This is a genomic window from Cupriavidus sp. 01L45, assembly GCF_056399885.1.
Genome location: NZ_JBFTSG010000037.1, coordinates 63,017 through 77,789, shown reverse-complemented (window position 1 = coordinate 77,789; position 14,773 = coordinate 63,017). Strand labels below are relative to the sequence as shown.

The window sequence follows — 14,773 nt, the reverse complement described above, 5'->3', positions numbered from 1 at the left end:
CGAGATGTTGGGTCGGGACGGTTCAGGCTGCCTTGACGATCACGGGGATCTGCTCAAGCCGGGATTTATGCAAGTTCCGTTCCTCCGGCGTGGCCGGGCGGATCTGGCCGCGCTCTTCCATAAAGACCAGGTTGTCGTCGCGCATGTCGCTGTTGACGAAGTGGCGGAATCGCTTGCGGGTTTCCGGGTTGGTCACGGCGGCCTTCCATTCGTCTTCGTAGGTGTCCACCACATGCTGCATCTGCGCTTCCAGTTCGGCGCCGATGCCCAGGCTGTCTTCCAGCACCACGGCCTTGAGGTAGTCCAGGCCGCCTTCGAGGTTGTCGCGCCACACGCTGGTGCGTTGCAGGCGGTCGGCGGTACGCACGTAGAACATCAGGAAGCGGTCCACGTAGCGCAGCAGGGTTTCGCGGTCCAGGTCGCTGGCCAGCAGTTCGGCGTGGCGGGGCTTCATGCCGCCGTTGCCGCACACGTACAGGTTCCAGCCGCGTTCCGTGGCGATGATGCCCACGTCCTTGCCCTGGGCTTCGGCGCACTCGCGGGTGCAGCCGGAAACACCAAACTTGATCTTGTGCGGCGCGCGCAGGCCCTTGTAGCGGTTTTCGATCTCGACGGCCAGGCCGACCGAGTCGTCCACGCCGTAACGGCACCAGGTGGAGCCCACGCACGATTTCACGGTGCGCAGGGACTTGCCGTAGGCATGGCCGGACTCGAAGCCGGCGGCGATCAGTTCTTCCCAGATCATCGGCAGCTCTTCCACGCGGGCGCCGAACATGTCGACCCGGGCGCCGCCCGTGATCTTGGTGTAGAGGCCGTACTTCTTGGCTACCTGGCCCACCGCGATCAGGCCGTCGGGCGTGACTTCGCCGCCCGGCATGCGCGGCACCACGGAGTAGGTGCCGTCCTTCTGGATATTGCCCAGGAAGTAATCGTTCGAGTCCTGCAGGCTGGCGTGCTCTTCCTTGAGCACGAACTCGTTCCAGCAGGAGGCGAGGATGCTCGCCACGGTCGGCTTGCAGACGTCGCAGCCCAGGCCCTTGCCATGCGCCGCCAGCAGATCGCCGAAGGTCTTGAAGCCGCCCACGCGGACCAGGTGGTAAAGCTCCTGGCGCGAGTAGGCGAAGTGTTCGCACAGGTGGTTGTTGACCGCCAGGCCTTGCTTCTTCATCTCGGCCTTCATCACCTGCGTGACCAGCGGTACGCAGCCGCCGCAGGTGCTGCCGGCCTTGGTGCAGCGCTTCAGCTCGCCGATGGTGGTGGCGCCATCGCTCACGGCGGCGCAGATMTTACCCTTGGAAACGTTGTTGCACGAGCAGATCTGCGCGGACTCCGGCAACGCGTCGGCGCCCAGACCTGGCTTGGCCTGACCATCGGAGGACGGCAGGATCAGGAATTCCGGCGACTCGGGCAACTCGATCTTGTTAAGCATCATCTGCAGCAGGGTGCCGTATTCCTCGGCATCGCCCACCAGCACGCCGCCCAGCAGGTACTTGCCGCATTCGGAAACCACCAGCTTCTTGTAGACCTGCTTGCGCTCGTCGGTGAACTGGTAGGAACGGCTGCCGGGTGCGTTGCCGTGCGGATCGCCCAGGCTGGCCACGTCCACGCCCATCAGCTTGAGCTTGGTGCTCATGTCGGCGCCGGAGAACTCGGCCTGGTGGCCCAGCAGGTGCTTGGCGGCCACGCGGGCCATTTCATAGCCGGGGGCGACCAGACCGTAGATCTTGCCGTCCCACAGCGCGCATTCGCCGATGGCGTAAACGTCGGGGTCCGAGGTCAGGCACTGGTTGTCCACCGTGATGCCGCCGCGCTCGCCAATGGCCAGACCGCTGGCGCGGGCCAGTTCGTCGCGCGGGCGGATGCCGGCGGAGAACACGATCATGTCGGTGTCGAGGTGGCTGCCATCGGCAAAGTTCATGCGGTGGGTGCCGTCTTCGCCGTCGACGATTTCCACGGTGTTCTTGCGGGTGTGCGCGGTGACGCCGAGTTCTTCGATCTTCCGGCGCAGCATGGCGCCGCCGCCGTCGTCCACCTGTACCGCCATCAGGCGCGGGGCGAATTCCACCACATGGGTTTGCAGGCCCATGTCGCGCAGCGCCTTGGCGCATTCCAGGCCCAGCAGGCCGCCGCCGATGACCACCCCGGTCTTCGAGCGCGCACCGCACTCCTGCATGGCTTCCAGGTCTTCGATGGTGCGGTAGACGAAGCAATCCTTGCGGTCCTTGCCCGGCAGCGGCGGCACGAAGGGGTAGGAGCCGGTGGCGATGATCAGCTTGTCGTAGGACAGCGTCTCGCCGGTGGAAACCGTCACCGTCCTGGCGGCGCGGTCAATGCCGGTGGCGCGGGCGTTCAGGCGCAGCAGCATGTTGCTGCGCTCGAAGAAGCCGGCTTCCACCAGCGAGAGTTCCTCGGCGGACTTGCCGGCGAAGAATTCGGATAGATGCACGCGGTCATAGGCCGGGCGCGCTTCCTCGCACAGCACGGTGACTTCGATATCTTGCGAGCCTGCCTCGGCCAGGCATTCCAGGAATTTGTGGCCGACCATGCCGTGGCCGATGATGATCAGTTTCATGATGATTTCCTTGTTCTGTGAGGCCGCTGTGCTTGTACTTTTTAGGAGAATCGTTGCGTCGGTACGGCTCAGGAGCCGGAGCCGGCGAGGGCGTTGTCGAACAGCGCCTGCTCGCTGGCCTTGTGCTCGGCCGAGAAACGCACGGCGATGGCGCACAGGGCCGAGACGATGGCCACCGCGCCCAGCACGGTCAGCGTTTGCTGCAGGTTGCCCAGGCCTTTCATCAGGAAGCCGGCCGCCACCGCGCCCACATTGCCGCCGGCACCGATGATCCCGGCCACGCCGCCGAGCGCCTTGCGATCGATAAAGGGCACCAGCGCGTAGGTGGCGCCGCAGGCCATGTGGGTGAACAGGCCGAAGGCCAGCATGGCAACGATGGCCGCCGCGACGCTATGCGCCTGGGCGAACCACAGCAGGCCCAGGCCTTCGCCCAGGATCAGCGCGAACAGCAGCGTGGAGCGTGCGTCCAGGCCGCGGCGCAGCGCTGCCTTGTCCGACAGCCAGCCGCCAAGGGCGCGGGCGAACAGGGCGAGCAGGCCGAAGCTGGCGGCGGCCAGGCCGGCGCTGCTGAGCGACAGGCCGAAGCGATCCACGTAATAGGTGGCGGCCACGTTGTGGATGAAGATCTCCACGCCGAAGCAGGCGCCGTAGGTGATGAACAGCATCCACACACGGTAGTTGGCGGCAGCGGCGACAAAGCTGGCCCAGCCGCCTTTCTTGCCGCTGTCGATGGCGATGCCGCGAGCGCGCAGGTCCTTGAAGTCGCCTTGCGGGCAGTCTTGCGTGAAGCGCCAGTAGACCACCGCCATGATCAGCATCAGCACGCCCGGCACCAGCAACGCCAGGCGCCAGCCCATGGTGTGGCTCACGCCCAGCATCAGGACGCCGCCCAGCAGCAGCGGCATCAGCGCCTGCGCGGCGCCGCCGCCGGCATTGCCCCAGCCAGCCGCAGCCGCGTTTGCGGTGCCCACCACGTTGGGGGCGAACATGACGGAGGTGTGGTACTGCGTGATGACGAAGCTGGCACCCACCGCGCCGATCAGCAGGCGGAAGAACAGGAAGGCCTCGTAGCTCTGCGCCATCGCCACGCCCAGCACGGGAATCGCGCCCAGCGCGAGCAGGCCGGTATAGGCGCGGCGGGGGCCGAAGCGGTCGCACAGCGGGCCGATGGCCAGGCGCACGAGGATGGTCACCGCGACTGCGGCGATATTGATATTGGCAATCTGGTCGGGGGTCAGGCCGAACTCGCCCTTGAGGACGGGCATCAGCGGCGCGCAAGCGAACCACGCGAAGAAGCATACGAAGAACGCCATCCACGTCAGGTGGAAGGCACGCATCTGCGGGGTGCGCAGGCTTAGCAGTTCGATGCGGGTGGCTTTGCCGGTCATCATGGCTCCATAAAAACAAATGGCGTCCCGCGAGCCGGTCATAAGACCGGGTCAGGGGACGCCGTTGTCCTGGTGGCAGCGGTGAAGACCGCTGCTACCCTGTGTGGGGTGAGCGGGCCGCCGTTGGTCCGCTCGGGTCTTGTTACGCAAGCGGTGTGCCAGGGCGGTTTGTGATGGATGCAGGGGGTTTTGCGCTGCGAGGGCGCGTCAGGCGGGTACCGGATGCGCCGAGGTGGGGCGGGGCGGCACGGTCATGGTGCAGTGCAATGGGCGGGGCGGTGCGTGGGGATGGTGCAGGGGATGGGCGGCTTGAGGCCGTCCAGGCTCATTTCAGCGCTGGAGCAGGGCGATGCGGCCCCTGCGCGGTGCGCCAAATGATGTTCCAGTCGCCCGACGGTGTTTTACATCATGTGATGTTTGGCCCTCACTCCCCGCTTTTGCAGGCACCGCTGTCAATCCGAGGCCGAATGACACACCGCCTCCACGCGATTGCCCGCCGGATCGAAGAGAAATGCTGCGTAGTATTCGCTATGGTAGTCAGGCCGGAGGCCCGGATCGCCATCCGAACGTGCCCCGGCGGCGATGCCTGCCGCGAAGAATTCGTCCACTTGTCGGCGGGACGCGGCCTTGAAGCACCAGTGCCGCTTGTTTGCTTCGATCCTGCCCGGGTCCAGAGAGACCGCAACGCACGTCGATACCGTATCGCCGGACGTGCAGCGCTCGCCGTAGCCAAGCGCATCAGGGCGGTCATAGACCTTCCTTGCCCCCAACGCTCGCATGACCGAGTCGTAGAACGGACGCGCTGCGGCCAGGTCGGGCACGCCTATCGAAGCATGATCGAGAAGTTGCATTGATGTTTGCTCCAGTCAGTCCTCGGGCGGTTATTTTAGCCACCCCCCCGTGAATTGCTGGCAATCGTTTTTTGAGGCGTCGCCAGTCACGAATCCTCCTCGGTTATCCTGGTGCCCGTGAGCAGATCAGGAAGTTTCAATGCCGAGAATGGAGGCGTGCCATGCACCTCAATCCCGACCACTACTTGCAGACCGATGCTGGCCGGGGTTTACAGCCGAGCGCAACGCCGCGGCCTGGGAGCGGTTGTATATAGATTTGTCCACGGCGATCAAAGGCCGCCCGCGACGAATCGTCATGGTCTTTGGCGTGCAGGGGGCGGGAAAGTCTACGTGGACCAAAAAATGCCTCTCCGAGCCCGACGATACCGTCTACGTCGATTCAACATTCGCAACTGCTACCCGCCGCTCAGTGAACTGCCGCTGGATCGGACGGCTGCAACCGGCTGTGGATTCAACCGGCCGCTAACCTTTCATCTAGCGAAGGTGAGATAAACCGAACAATCCGCCGTTGGCTAGCTGGATTCGGTGCAAATGAAGTGCATCCTCATGGCCGGGCGTTGACTGACCATTTCCTGCCATTTGTTTCTCTATTGACAGAAATTACTGGCATAACTAACCTATCAGGCATGGACCTGACATCAATTGCCGAACGATGCATCCTCCATTGGAGGACGAAATGGGCTGACGCCGGGTAAGAGCCAGGAGCGACATCATGCGGGTCGTTGTATTAGGTGGGCTAGGCAACTTTGGCGCGCGAATCTGCAGAAGCCTGTCAKAAGACGAAAGTCATGAGATTATTGCTGCCGGACGGCATGCCACCCAATCCGCAAGCACGATCACAGTGAACTGTGCGTCTGTCCGTACCGCGCAAATCGACATCCAGGCCGACGACTTTCCGGACAAGCTTGCGAAGCTGCAACCAGAGCTCGTGATACATTGCGCCGGACCGTTCCAGGGGCAGGACTACCGCGTTGCCGAATCGGCTTGTGCCGTCGGCGCGCATTATGTGGACCTCTCCGACGGCAGGCGTTTCGTCGCGAACTTCGCACAATGCCTTGATACCAGAGCGCGCGCAGCAGAAGTCTGTGCGATTAGCGGTGCCAGCAGCGTGCCTGCCCTGTCCTCCGCGGTCACAGACATGCTTGCCGCGCGCTACTCCCGCGTCGACAGCATCAGCATGGCAATCGCGCCAGGTCAGCAGGCGCCCAGGGGCACGGCGACGCTCAAGGCCGTCTTCAGCTATGCTGGCTCGCCGATCGGTCGCCTGAAGGAAGGCGTTTGGCAAGCCGCGCACGGCTGGCAAGACCTACGCGTGCTCAGATTTCCCGGACTGGGAACCCGTTGGGCGGCGGCATGCGATGTCCCGGACCTCGAACTGTTCCCGCTACGCTACCCCAGTGTCCGCACTGTGGAGTTTCACGCCGCGCTTGAGCTGCGAATCCAGCATATGGCGTTGTGGCTGGCGGCTGCAATGCGCAGGCGCGGGATGCGGATTCCACTGGAGCGGAGTGCGCCCTGGCTCAATCGGGTTTCCATCAGCCTCCTTGATCGATTCGGCAGCGAAAACGGCGGCATGCTGGTAAGGGTCACCGGAACCCGCCTCGATGGCACCGCGGGCGAGTCTGAGTGGCATTTGTGCGCGCCGGACAGAAGCGGTCCGGAAATACCCTGCATGGCAGCTATCCTTGTCGCGCGAAAAATCCTTGCAGGGAAACTCACTGCGCGCGGTGCCTTCGCTTGCACCGGGTTTCTTCACCTCTCGGAATTTGGACCGCTGTTTCAGCGGTGGGGAATCCGAACGACAATCGAGGAGTCCTGAAAATGGCTCAGCGTCGCATGGTGCTGACGATGCCGGCATCGGCCGCCGCAGCATTCGAGGCTTTTCACAATCACGAGAAGCGGCTGTTATGGGACACCTTGTTGTCGGTGGCATATGTGGAAGGCGGAGGCACCCATCCCTACGTCGGAGCGGTAACGACGAACCTTGGCTGCGGCTGGAAGAGACTCCTTGGAATGCGAACGCGATTTGTCAGCTATGCTCCGCCCAGCATTGCAGCAGCGGTCATCGTTGCTCCCACTGGTCCTTTCGCGTTTTGGGCTGCGTCGATGCGGCACCGCGATCTTGCGGATGGCATGTCGGAGCTCACTTACACATTCAATATCAGGCTACGGCCTCAATTTCTTGGTCGGGTTCTGGATCCTGTCGCCGCGCGGATATTCGAACTGGAAACGCGCCGTCGTTTTGCGGCAATGGCTAGTTACTTGCGGCGACAACGCAAACCAGATGACGGAGCATGTTGAGCGAAGCAAATTCGACTGTGCAGATGGCCGCAGGTTGGACTTTCTTTGTTCGGGCCAGCATTCCGCTGCCTGCAAGAAAATCTAATTCGGTCCGCGAAAACGCTGACTACGGGCGACTTCGTCTTCCGGTACGCTCATGGATGATTGCCAGTTCGCTCCGCCGACAGCGGCGCGAGTCCACTTGGTCGGCATACCTATGGGGTATCCACCGAAGATGGGGCTTCTTCTGTGAGGTCTTGCGGCACGGAGACGGCAGCCAGGAAGCGCTTCAGGACGACAATTGAAGCGGGTCGATTGATGAGGCGTGACCAGGTTCGATAGTGGCGCTGCCGTTAAGTAAATGTACGATCGCGAACAAACGAATGGAATCTTTCATGAGAGCAACACTAACCTCCGCCTGCGCCATATGCGCCACCCTCGCCACGCTTGGCACCGCGCAATCGCAGCCTGCGGCGACGCACCCCGGTGGCGCCCCTGTTCCCGTTACGGTCGACAACTTCATCCGTGCGGAGACCGATATGTATGTCGGGGGACTTGCCAGGCAGGGCGGTGTGGGCAAGCTGCTTCATCGCCGGGAGCCTGCGTCGATCGACCATCAGACGGTGATCCGCCTCAATCGCGACACCCTCTATTCGTCCGGCGTCTTTGACCTTGACGCCGGCCCTGTGACCATCACCCTGCCGGACCCGGGCAAGCGCTTCATGTCCATGCAGGTCATCAATGAGGACCACTACGTGCCGAACGTGTTTTACGGCGCGGGCACCCATACCCTGACTCGCGAGAACGTCGGCACGCGCTACGTGGTCACCGCGATCCGCACACTCGTCGACCCCAGCAGCCCGAACGACATCAAGCAAGTCCACGCCCTGCAGGACGCTATCAAGGTCAGCCAGAAAGCGCCTGGCAAGCTCGAAACGCCCAACTGGGATCCGGTCAGCCAGAAGAAAGTCCGCGATGCCCTCCTGGTACTGTCTTCGACGATGCCGGACTTCAAGAAGGCGTTCGGCACGAAGGAGGAGGTCGATCCGGTACGGCGCCTGATCGGCACAGCGGCAGCCTGGGGCGGCAATCCCGACAAGGACGCCACCTATCTCAACATCACCCCCGCCAGGAATGACGGCGGGACCGTCTATCAGCTCAATGTCAAGGATGTCCCAGTGGATGCGTTCTGGTCAGTGAGCGTCTACAACGCCGAGGGCTACTTCCAGAAGAATCCCGCCAGCGCCTATACGATCAACAACCTCACGGCGAAGAAAGGCAGCGATGGTTCGATCCCGATCCAGTTCGGCGGCTGCGACACGCAGGTGCCCAACTGCGTGCCGATTGTCGCTGGCTGGAACTACACGGTGCGCCTGTACCGGCCTCGCGCGGAGATTCTCTCGGGTGCCTGGACCTTCCCCGAGCCCCGGCCGGTCAACTGAGCTGGCAGCTTGACTATCGGCTCTACCGAAGGCGACAGCGGCTCGTCGACCTGGGCAGCCGCTTGATCCGTGCAGCTAAAGCGGAATGAATCGAATCGGCGATGTCTTTGACCGGTTTTGCGAGCAGACCGGGATTCAGTGGTACTACGCGAACATCTACAGGAATCTCGACAATCCCGAGGACGAAACGCTGTTGGACTGGTGGCTGAAGGATTGACGGCCGGCGCTGCTGACCGGGCCGCTTTCCCCCGCGCCCGGTGCCAAGGCCTATGCCCGCGCTGCTGGCGTTTCCAGGGATTTGACGTCAGCCGCAGACTCTGCCTGCCGGCTGGCGCGCGAAATCTCGATATCGTTGGGCCGCACCAGCTGGTCCGCGTCATCCACCAGCGCGGCACGCACCTGACGCCGCTCCGGGCGGGTGTGCAACTCCACCGGCCCCTTGCCGCTGGCGGCCATGTGACGATCGCCCCACTGCATCAGTCCAATGATCACCGGCAGCAACTCCACCGCAGCGCGCGTGGGCCGGTATTCAAATCGTTCGCGCTCGCCGGGTTCCCGATAGCTCACCTTGCGCAGGATGCCTGCCTCGGTCAGCGTCTTAAGCCTTGCGGACAGCACGGCGGGGGAGCATTGCAGGCGCTCCAGGAATTCGTCGAAGCGCCGGACGCCGTGGAAGACGTCGCGCAAGATCAGGATCGTCCACTTCTCTCCAATCAGCGAAAGGGTCGCGGCAATCGAGCAGTTGCGGAGTTCTTGGGCAGTGAGATCCATGGATTCAGCATAGCAGGCTAACTTCATTTGCAATAGTCAGGGTATTGCCTATACTCCTGGCTATGAAATATGAAGTTAGGAGCCGTACATGCAACCCATCCACCACCTCAGCCTGGCCGGCCAAGCCCGCCCGTCCGTGAGCGGCCCGCACGCAGCGTGCCCGGAATGCGCGGAAACCTGGCTGCTGAGCGGCGGTGAACGGGTGGTGGTTCGCGCGGTGCGCGCAGGCGATGCGGAGCGGGAGCGGGCCTTTGTCCAGGCCTTGTCGCGCGAGAGCAGGTACTACCGCTTCCTGACCGGCGGACGCGTGTCGGACGAGGTGATCGACCTGTTCCTCGACAATGAAGCCGGCCTGGCGCTGGTGGTCACGGCGGAAGCGGACGGGGTGCCGGTGATCGTCGCCAATGGCAACTACGTGGTGACGGGTGACGCGGTTGGCGAGTTCGCCGTGGCGGTGGCCGACGACTGGCAGGGCAAGGGCATCGGCCGCCGGCTGATCCAGCGCCTGCGGGATGCCGCCATTGGCGCCGGRCTGCGCCTGCTGCGCGGCGACGTGCTGAGCGAAAACCGCCGCATGCTGGCGCTGATGCGCGAGTTCGGTTTCTCCGCCCGGCGCAATCCGGAGGACGTCCTGCTCTATGAGGTGCGCCTGGCGCTAAGCGGGCAGGCTGTCGGCGAGCCGCGGGCGGCGGTGGCCTGATCTAGGCCTCGGCGGTGGCGCGCTTGCGCGAGCCCGCCGTCAGTGTGCAGCCGATCGAAGCTGTGATGATGCTGGCAATGGCCAGCCATTGCTGCGCGTTCAAGGTCTCATGCAGGAACGCCAGCCCGGCGAGCGCGCCCATGGCCGGTTCCATGCTGAGCAGGATGCCGAAAGTCCGGCGCGGCAACCGCTTGAGCGCCACCATCTCCAGCGAATAGGGGATGGCGCTGGAGAGCAGGCCCACGGCCAGTCCGGCCAGCAGCAGCGAGGGGCTGAACATGGCGGTGCCGGCATGCGCCAGCCCGAAGGGCAGCACCACCAGCGATGCCATGGTCAGCCCCAGCGAAGTGGCCTGCCCGCCGTGCGCGTTGCCGGCCATCTGCCCGAAGATGATGTACAGCGCCCAGCCCACGCCCGCTGCCAGCGCGTAGCCAATGCCGACGGGGTCCAGGTTGGCCACGTTCTGCCCGAGCGGCAACAGCAGCAGCAGGCCCGCCACGGCGAAGGCGATCCAGAGGAAGTCGATGGCCCGCCGCGACGACGATACCGCGACCGCCAGCGGCCCGGTGAACTCGATGGCGATCGCCAGCCCGAGCGGGACGGTGCGCAGCGACATATAGAACAGCAGGTTGGTGGCGCCCAGCGCGGCGCCGTATAGCGCGATCACGCGCGCATTGGCCAGGCTCAGCGGCATTCGCCAGGGCCGCCACACGCACAGCAGGATCAACGCCGAAAAGCTGACCCGCAGCGCCGTGGTGCCCTGCGCGCCCACGGCGGTGAACAGGCTCTTGGCAAACGACGTGCCGATGCAAAGCGAAGCCATCGACCCGATCAGCGCCAGCACGGCGATCAGGGTGGCACTCTGTTTCAGGCGGTTCAGCGGCAATTGCGACTCTCAGGCGTTCAAGCGTGCCAACGAGCGGGCGGGCGAGGGCGATCCCTGCCGCCGGCCCGCGTCGTTGGGGTTGGGGGGAATGGCCGCCCGTACGCTACGGCGGGCGGCGAGCCCGCATCTTGAACGATCTTGGGCCCGCTGGCTAGGCGGCTCTGCACCGGGACGGGGCATCCGTCCCGCACCCGAAATCCCACTGCTCCAATCGTGCCGCGTAGCGTTCGCCCGCGGCCGCCAGCGCATCGCTGCCCAGCTTGCCGGCCTCGAACAGCAGGAAGGGCTCCGTCCACGGCAGGCCGCAGCGATGCGCGGTTGCCTGCAAGGGACGCAACAGTTCCGCAAGCGGGAAGAGGTTCACGCCGGCAGGCGTATAAGCGTGCGGCACATTGCCGGCGGTAGCCGCCACCAGCAGGGGCTTGCCTTCGAGCGCGCGGCCTTCGGTGTCGTAGGCGAGATAGAACATGCGGGTCAGCACGGCATCCTGCCAGGCCTTGAGCAGCGAGGGCGTGGCGTACCACTGGACCGGGAACTGGAACACGATGCGGTCCGCGTTGCGCAGCCGGCGCACCTCGGCGTCCACGTCGATGGCGCCGTCCGGGTAGCAGGCGTAGAGGTCGGCGATTTCCACGCCGGGGACCGTGGCGGCGGCAGCGCATAAGGCGCGATTGGCCTTGGAATGGGCAAAGCGGGGGTGGAACAGGAGAATCAGGGTCTTGGGCATGGTTGGCTCCGGTTGGTCCTGCCGTGGCGATGCAGTGGCGATGCAGTGGCCATGCCGCAAGAATGGCGCCCGGAGTGAAATTACTCCAATGGATAGTTTGTATGTTTTATTATCCGTTTCATGAATTTACGCGCGATCGATCTCAACCTGCTGACGGTGCTGGATGCGTTGCTCGACGAGGCTCACGTCTCGCGGGCCGCCCAGCGCGTTGGCCTGTCCCAGCCAGCTGCCTCCAGCGCATTGGAGCGTTGCCGCCACCTGTTCAAGGACCGTTTGCTGGAGCGTGCTCCCGGCGGCATGCAACTGACGCCCAGGGCGCAGGCCTTGCGGGCGCCGCTGAAGCAGGCGCTGGCGTCGGTGGCCGCGGTGATCGGCGCGCCGGAGGTGGATCTGGCGAGCTTGTCGCAGACCGTGCGCGTGCGCATGGCGGACCATCCCGCCGTGCTGGTGGCGAGGCAGTTGCATCRTCAGCTGGCCGCGAGCGCGCCGGGCCTGAACCTGGTGCTCCAGCCCTGGCAGGGCGCGGACGCCGCGCTTGAATCCCTGGCGCGGGGCGACAGCGACCTGGCCGTATCGGTGTTTCCCGCGCCGGGCACGGATTTCCGGTGTCGCCCGTTATTGCGCGAGCACTATGTGGTAGCCATGCGCGCCGGCCATCCGGCCGCCGCCGGCTTCAGCCTGGCTCGCTGGCTGGACTTTCCGCACGTGCTGGTATCCGGCCGTGGCGAGAGCCGCACGCCGCTGGACGATGCGCTGGCCGCGCTGGGCCTGTCGCGGCGCGTCGGCATGGTGGTGCCGAGTTTCATGATGGTGCCGCCGCTGCTGGCGGATTCCGACCTGATCGCCATGCTGCCCAGCCGCTGCCTGCCGGCGGGTCCCGCACAAGCGCTGGCAACCTTCGCGCCGCCTGTGGCGGTGGAGGGGTTTGCCCTCCACCTGGCCTGGCATATCCGCCGCGACGACGATGTGGCCGTGCGGCATGTGGCGGTCCTGATCGAAAACCTGCTGGCGGCGTAGCGCTCGCTTAGTAGTTGAGCCCGATGTTGAGCATGACCGTGCGGGGATTGCCCACCGGCAGCACATTGTTGTTGAGACCGCCGGCGTAGTACGCCTTGTCGAATACGTTCTTGACGTTGAGCGCGGCCTTCCAGTGCGATGCCGCGTAGCCCACGGCAAGGTCCGCCACCGCATAGCCGGGCACCGTGTAGTTGAAGCTGTAGCCGCGCTTGGCGCTCTCGGCGCGCATGCCGGCGCCGGCATACCAGCCCGCCAGCGCCCCGCGGAAATGCTTGGTGCCCCACAGGGAAACGCTATGCCGCGGCACATTGTTGAGCGGTTGGCCCACATTGGCCGCGACCGTGTCTTCCGTCACCTCGCTGGCGATATAGGCATAGGCGCCGGCCAGGCTCCAGCCGCCGCCGAGATCGGCGGTCAGCTCGGCCTCCAGCCCGCGCGTGCGCTGCCCGCCCGTGGCAATGCTGAAGCCGGTGTTGACCGGGTCGGAGCTCAGTACGTTGCGCCGTGTCAGGTCGAATGCCGCCAGCGTCAGCAGTCCGCTCTTGTTGGGCAGGTCGAACTTGATGCCAAGCTCGGCCTGCCGGCCGGTCTCGGGCTTGAAGGTGCCGCCGTTGACGTCGGTGCCGCTGTTCGGCAGGAAGGAGGTGGCGTAGCTGATATAGGGGCGCGCCCAGGTGGTCAGGTCGAACATCAGGCCAGCGTTGCCGGTGACAGCGCGCGCGGTGTCTTCCGTGCGTGCGCCGAGCAGGCGGTCGGTACTGCCGGTGCGGGCCGTGTCGTGGCGCAGGCCGGCCGTCAGCAGCCAGCGCCCGGCAAACCGCATCTGGTCGCGCACGTAGAATCCGAGCGCGCTGACGTTGTCTTCAGCGCTCAGGCTATAGGCGCTGGGGCAATTGACGGCCGCGCCATAGACCGGCCGGTAGACGTTCAGCGCCGCGACCTTGCAGGTGCGCTGCAGTCGGCTCTCGGTGCTGCGGTTGTAGTCCACGCCCAGCGTGATCTCGTGTTGCGTGCCGGTCAGGTCGAAGCGCCGCTGCAGGTTGGTATCCACGCCGATGGTGGTGCCGGAGAAGTCCTGCTGCGTGCCGCTGCGGTTCAGCAACTGGCTGTTGACAGCCATGGTCCCGGCCGAGACCAGCGTGCCGGTCAGCGACAGCGTCTGCCAGCGGAAATTCTGGTTCAGCGTCCAGCCGGAATCGAAGCGGTGGGTCAGCGCATAGCCCAGCCGGTTCTGTTCACCGTCGTACGGGGCCAGTCCGGGCTCGCCGATAAAGCGGCTGTTGGGCAGGGTGCCGTTGCGGTTGGCGGTCAGCGTGCCGTTCACGGGCAAGCCTTGCTGGCGCACGTATTGCCGCTCGTTATGGCTCGCCAGCAGGGTCAGGTCGGTGCGCGCGCCAAGGTCCAGCGACAGCGACGGCGCGATATAGCGGTTGCGGTAGTACACGTAGTCGGTCGGGTCGTCGCTGTTCATCGCCAGGGCGTTTACGCGCAGCGCGGCCTTGCCGTTTTCCGACAAGGGCGTGCCGACGTCCGCCGTGACCTGGCGCAGGCCGTAGTTGCCGACCGTGAGCCCCAGTTCGCCGAACAGTTCGGGCCTGGGGCGCTTGCTGACGATGTTGACCATGCCGCCCGGCTGCACCTTGCCGAACAGCACCGAGGCAGGGCCTTTCAGCACTTCCACGCGCTCGGCGCCAAACAGTTCCTGCGCCACGCGGTTGTTGCTCTCGACCAGCAGGCCATCGACGAACACGGATTCCGACGCGCGCTGGCCACGGATGATGAAGTCGTCCCAGCCGCGCCGGCCGTAGACGTTGGTGACCACGCCGGCGGAATTGCCCAGTGCGTCGCCCAGGGTTTGCGCCTGCTGGCTGTCCATCAGGTCGCGCGTGATGATGGTGATCGATTGCGCGCTGTCTGCCGCCGAGGTGCCGGACTTCGTCACGCTCGCCGCCCTGCGCGTGGCAAAACCGGTATCGGTGCGCGGATCTTCGGCGGCGCTGACGGTGACGGATGGCAAGGTGGGCACGGCGTCCGTGGCGGTCTGCGCCATGGCGGGGGAGAGCAGGCAACCCAGGGTAACGGGGGCAATCAGTTGGCGAGAGAGCATCGTACTGCGGGAGTGGCTAAAGCGGCGAATTG

General features: G+C 64.9%; 13 protein-coding genes. 6 read left to right on the top strand and 7 right to left on the bottom strand.

Features of this window, described 5'->3' with window-relative positions:
- Positions 1-22 precede the first annotated feature (22 nt).
- The 3 genes from nirB to AC1DT6_RS24390 all read right to left on the bottom strand — a co-directional run bounded on the left by nirB (position 23) and on the right by AC1DT6_RS24390 (position 4,811).
- Positions 23-2,572: a nitrite reductase large subunit NirB gene (nirB, locus tag AC1DT6_RS24400; RefSeq protein ID WP_477114966.1), complete on the bottom strand. Its 2,550-nt coding sequence runs from the start codon at positions 2,570-2,572 to the stop codon at positions 23-25.
- Positions 2,573-2,640: 68 nt separating this feature from the next.
- Entirely contained in the window at positions 2,641-3,960 is a 1,320-nt protein-coding gene (locus tag AC1DT6_RS24395; protein WP_276287139.1) for an MFS transporter, read from the bottom strand.
- A 452-nt stretch (positions 3,961-4,412) separates the two neighbouring features.
- Positions 4,413-4,811 carry a VOC family protein gene (locus tag AC1DT6_RS24390; RefSeq protein WP_441629482.1) on the bottom strand — a complete coding sequence of 133 codons (399 nt, stop codon included), beginning with the start codon at positions 4,809-4,811 and terminating at the stop codon, positions 4,413-4,415.
- 712 nt (positions 4,812-5,523) lie between these two features.
- Here AC1DT6_RS24390 and AC1DT6_RS24385 point away from each other — a divergent pair.
- From AC1DT6_RS24385 to AC1DT6_RS24370, 4 genes are all read left to right on the top strand, one after another.
- Positions 5,524-6,630 carry a saccharopine dehydrogenase family protein gene (locus tag AC1DT6_RS24385; RefSeq protein WP_477114965.1) on the top strand — a complete coding sequence of 369 codons (1,107 nt, stop codon included), beginning with the start codon at positions 5,524-5,526 and terminating at the stop codon, positions 6,628-6,630.
- Positions 6,631-6,632: 2 nt separating this feature from the next.
- The gene (locus AC1DT6_RS24380) at positions 6,633-7,112 is read left to right on the top strand and encodes an SRPBCC family protein (RefSeq protein ID WP_441629480.1); all 480 of its coding nucleotides are present in this window, start codon (positions 6,633-6,635) and stop codon (positions 7,110-7,112) included.
- A 374-nt stretch (positions 7,113-7,486) separates the two neighbouring features.
- Complete coding sequence (locus AC1DT6_RS24375) at positions 7,487-8,533, top strand: DUF1254 domain-containing protein (protein ID WP_441629479.1); 1,047 nt, start codon at positions 7,487-7,489, stop codon at positions 8,531-8,533.
- A gap of 85 nt (positions 8,534-8,618) precedes the next feature.
- Positions 8,619-8,750, top strand: coding sequence for a hypothetical protein (locus tag AC1DT6_RS24370; protein WP_441629478.1), 132 nt, complete (start codon positions 8,619-8,621; stop codon positions 8,748-8,750).
- 50 nt (positions 8,751-8,800) lie between these two features.
- On the opposite strand, the gene AC1DT6_RS24365 is transcribed toward AC1DT6_RS24370, so the two are convergent.
- Positions 8,801-9,304: a winged helix-turn-helix transcriptional regulator gene (locus tag AC1DT6_RS24365; protein ID WP_441629477.1), complete on the bottom strand. Its 504-nt coding sequence runs from the start codon at positions 9,302-9,304 to the stop codon at positions 8,801-8,803.
- A gap of 88 nt (positions 9,305-9,392) precedes the next feature.
- Between AC1DT6_RS24365 and AC1DT6_RS24360 the strand changes: the two genes are divergently transcribed.
- On the top strand, positions 9,393-10,004 hold the full coding sequence (locus tag AC1DT6_RS24360; RefSeq protein ID WP_441629476.1) for a GNAT family N-acetyltransferase: 612 nt from the start codon (positions 9,393-9,395) through the stop codon (positions 10,002-10,004).
- 1 nt (position 10,005) lies between these two features.
- On the opposite strand, the gene AC1DT6_RS24355 is transcribed toward AC1DT6_RS24360, so the two are convergent.
- Together AC1DT6_RS24355 and AC1DT6_RS24350 are read right to left on the bottom strand one after the other, a co-directional pair.
- Positions 10,006-10,890, bottom strand: a complete 885-nt coding sequence (locus tag AC1DT6_RS24355; RefSeq protein WP_477102734.1) for an EamA family transporter — start codon at positions 10,888-10,890, stop codon at positions 10,006-10,008.
- Positions 10,891-11,041: 151 nt separating this feature from the next.
- Positions 11,042-11,617, bottom strand: coding sequence for an NAD(P)H-dependent oxidoreductase (locus tag AC1DT6_RS24350; protein ID WP_441629474.1), 576 nt, complete (start codon positions 11,615-11,617; stop codon positions 11,042-11,044).
- A 120-nt stretch (positions 11,618-11,737) separates the two neighbouring features.
- Here AC1DT6_RS24350 and AC1DT6_RS24345 point away from each other — a divergent pair, with 120 nt between their 5' ends.
- Positions 11,738-12,634 (top strand): LysR substrate-binding domain-containing protein, encoded by an 897-nt coding sequence (locus AC1DT6_RS24345; RefSeq protein ID WP_477114964.1) that lies wholly within the window; start codon positions 11,738-11,740, stop codon positions 12,632-12,634.
- A 7-nt stretch (positions 12,635-12,641) separates the two neighbouring features.
- On the opposite strand, the gene AC1DT6_RS24340 is transcribed toward AC1DT6_RS24345, so the two are convergent.
- Positions 12,642-14,741, bottom strand: a complete 2,100-nt coding sequence (locus tag AC1DT6_RS24340) for a TonB-dependent siderophore receptor (RefSeq protein WP_441629472.1) — start codon at positions 14,739-14,741, stop codon at positions 12,642-12,644.
- Between the last annotated feature and the right edge of the window lie 32 nt (positions 14,742-14,773).

Coding starts and splice junctions, on each gene's coding strand:
- AC1DT6_RS24395 (WP_276287139.1), bottom strand. CDS start 3,960: ATGACCGGCAAAGCCACCCGCATCGAACTGCTAAGCCTGCGCACCCCG.
- AC1DT6_RS24390 (WP_441629482.1), bottom strand. CDS start 4,811: ATGCAACTTCTCGATCATGCTTCGATAGGCGTGCCCGACCTGGCCGCA.
- AC1DT6_RS24380 (WP_441629480.1), top strand. CDS start 6,633: ATGGCTCAGCGTCGCATGGTGCTGACGATGCCGGCATCGGCCGCCGCA.
- AC1DT6_RS24375 (WP_441629479.1), top strand. CDS start 7,487: ATGAGAGCAACACTAACCTCCGCCTGCGCCATATGCGCCACCCTCGCC.
- AC1DT6_RS24370 (WP_441629478.1), top strand. CDS start 8,619: ATGAATCGAATCGGCGATGTCTTTGACCGGTTTTGCGAGCAGACCGGG.
- AC1DT6_RS24365 (WP_441629477.1), bottom strand. CDS start 9,304: ATGGATCTCACTGCCCAAGAACTCCGCAACTGCTCGATTGCCGCGACC.
- AC1DT6_RS24350 (WP_441629474.1), bottom strand. CDS start 11,617: ATGCCCAAGACCCTGATTCTCCTGTTCCACCCCCGCTTTGCCCATTCC.
- AC1DT6_RS24340 (WP_441629472.1), bottom strand. CDS start 14,741: ATGCTCTCTCGCCAACTGATTGCCCCCGTTACCCTGGGTTGCCTGCTC.